Genomic DNA, 2,495 nt, shown 5'->3' on the forward strand with positions numbered 1-2,495 from the left:
AGGCGTTCCTGCACGAATTCCGGCTTGAGGTTGGTGGCCACGCGGTCGGAGGTCTCGGCACGGATGTTGCCGTCCTTGAACAGCTTGACGTCCTGCAATTCCCAGTAGCCGTCGCGCAGGAAGGCGCGCGCGGCGTCCTTGCGCTCGACGATGTTGCCCTGCTGGTCGAGGACGAAGAATACCGCGTCCGCCATCTCCAGTCCTTGGTTGAGGATGGCCCGGGCGCCGATGATGGTGTCGCCGGAGTTGGTCTTTTGCCTCAGCCAGGGCGTCGTGTCCTCCGCGACGGAATTCGACTTGCCGGCGCGCAACTGGTTTTCCATCTGCTCCGACCAGGAAAAGCCGTGCGCGGCGATCGGGTTGAGCACGCCGACCGACAACAGGCCGAACATCAGCGCGCCGACGCAGCACGGGAACAGGAACTGCCAGGCCGAAACCCCGGCCGAGCGCGCGATGACAAGCTCGTAGCGGCGGTTGAGCGACACCAGCGTTGCCATCGCCGAAAACAGCCCGACGAAAGGCACCGTCTGCAGCATGATCATCGGCATCCTGAGCGCCGAAATAGCGAAGGCGGTGCCGTAGGTGAAGCCCGGCAGTCCGGTCGTGCGGCCCGAAAGTTCGGTGAAATCAATCAGGAACACCAGCGCCAAAAGGCCGAGGAAGAACCAGATGGTGATCGACACGTAGCGGAAGAAGAAATAACGGCCCAGCGTCCAGCCCATCGTCAGGCTCCCTGGCCGGAGATGCCGCGCCGGGCGAGCCACAGCTTGAGCGCCGTCCAGCCCTCGCTGACGCGGCCGGCGAAATTCGTCATCCAGTCGGCCCAGGCGGCGGGCAGTTCCATGCTCCGCGACGATACGATGAACCAGGCGGAGACCGCCGACGCCACGATCGGAACGGCGTAGACCATATAGGCGTAGTACCAAACCTTGTCGGCCTTGCCGGCGGCGAAGAAGCCAAGCCAGCGGACGAAAAGGGCGATAGCGATTGCGGTGATCAGCGGATGGATGCGCGCCTCGCGGTGCGAGCGCGCGTCGCCCGCGACCGCAAGCGCGATCAGCGCGAAGACCAGCGAATAGGACCATTCGGAGAAGCGCTGGTTGACCTCGGCCGTATAGCTGCCCGGATTGCGCTGGTACATCTTGTCGTTGGGATCCGGGTCGAGCAGGTATGGCGTCGTCCGGTCCTTGGGCAGCAGCGTGATCTCGTTCGCCGCCGACATGAAGGCCGACAGGTCGAAGGCGTAGGAGGTGAAACGGATGACCGAAAGGTCGCCGGTCACCGATTTGCGGTTGATGACGCCGTCATTCATCATCAGCACCTTCTCGTCGCCTTTTTCGACGATGCTGCCGGTCTTTGCGTAATAGGTGAGGTTGGCGCCTTCCTCGCGCGAATCGGCGACGAAGATGCCGCCGAGCTTGTTGTCGGGCAGCCGTTCTCCGATCTGCAGGAACAGGCCGTCGTCGATCTTACGGAAGGTGCCTTCCTGGATGATCAGTGACAGAAGGTCGGCGCGCGAGGCCGCCACCAGCTGCCGGTTCTTCTGCCTGGCATAGGGATCGACGCCGTTATCGACGGCAAAGGAAAAGACGCTGGCCGCCAGCGCCAGCAGAAGGATCGGCCGCGCAATCGCCCAACGCGAGGCGCCCGCGGCGTTGATCACCGCCAGCTCCGAATCCGTGTTCATGGCGCTCAGCGTCTGCGCCACCGCGACCACCAGCGCGAACGGCACCACGATCGGGACGATCGAGGGGATGATCAGGGCCGCGACTTCGAAGAAGGTCAACGCCGACTGGCCACTGTCGGTGACCAAGTCGATCTTGGCGAGCACCTGCGTCGTCCACACGATCGCCAGTGTCCACGCCAGCGCCGCAAGGAACATCGCCGTAGCGCGACGCATGATGTAGCGTTCAACGACCTTCATGAAGGCTTTTCTCGATTGTGCCGAACGGCATCATGCCCGCCGACAAGGTAGTCATCCGCCGACGCCTGCACAACCGGGTCCACAGGCGGCTCATCTGGTTTGTCCTCTCCACGCCACGCGCCCGGCGCGGCGGAGTCTCCGCGTCAATGAATAAGAAATGCGAAACATTGATGGTTAACAACATGTTGCGGCATGAAGCTTGCGTTCCGCCGCGACGAATCCTTGGTTGGTTTCGGCGCCGATATAGACAGCGATTTCGGCCAAAGTCTTGCCAAATGGCCGAAAACGACCAAATGTCGCGCACGCTTGAAAGCCGGTTCGCGGCGCCTCACCCGGAAGCAGGATCTGATGACTTCGAGACCTTCGATTGCCTTCGCCAAATTCGCCGCGCCTAAGAAAGGCAGCGTCTTCGTGCTTGCGGCCGACGGCGGCGGCCTGGGCGATGCCGCGAAGGCCTGCGACCCGGCTGGCGCATTGGCGCGCGCGTTTCCGGTCGCCGATTTCTCCGGCAAGTTCGCGAGCTCGGTGGAAGTGCTGGCGCCGGAAGGAACCTCTGTCGACCGGCTAGTGG

At 63.1% G+C, this 2,495-nt stretch carries 2 protein-coding genes and 1 pseudogene; 1 reads left to right on the forward strand and 2 read right to left on the reverse strand.

Annotated features, from left to right (window positions below):
* Positions 1-722: LptF/LptG family permease (locus tag EOA75_RS31800; RefSeq protein WP_127326066.1), on the reverse strand; the 722-nt coding region annotated here is incomplete at its 3' end.
* Between the two features lie 2 nt (positions 723-724).
* Entirely contained in the window at positions 725-1,924 is a 1,200-nt protein-coding gene (lptF, locus tag EOA75_RS31805) for an LPS export ABC transporter permease LptF (protein WP_127241041.1), read from the reverse strand.
* A gap of 348 nt (positions 1,925-2,272) precedes the next feature.
* Here lptF and EOA75_RS31810 point away from each other — a divergent pair.
* Positions 2,273-2,495, forward strand: a pseudogene (locus EOA75_RS31810) (leucyl aminopeptidase); the annotation flags it as partial.

Origin of the sequence: Mesorhizobium sp. M1A.F.Ca.IN.022.07.1.1 (assembly GCF_003997575.1) — a bacterium.
Taxonomy (GTDB): Bacteria; Pseudomonadota; Alphaproteobacteria; order Rhizobiales; family Rhizobiaceae; genus Mesorhizobium.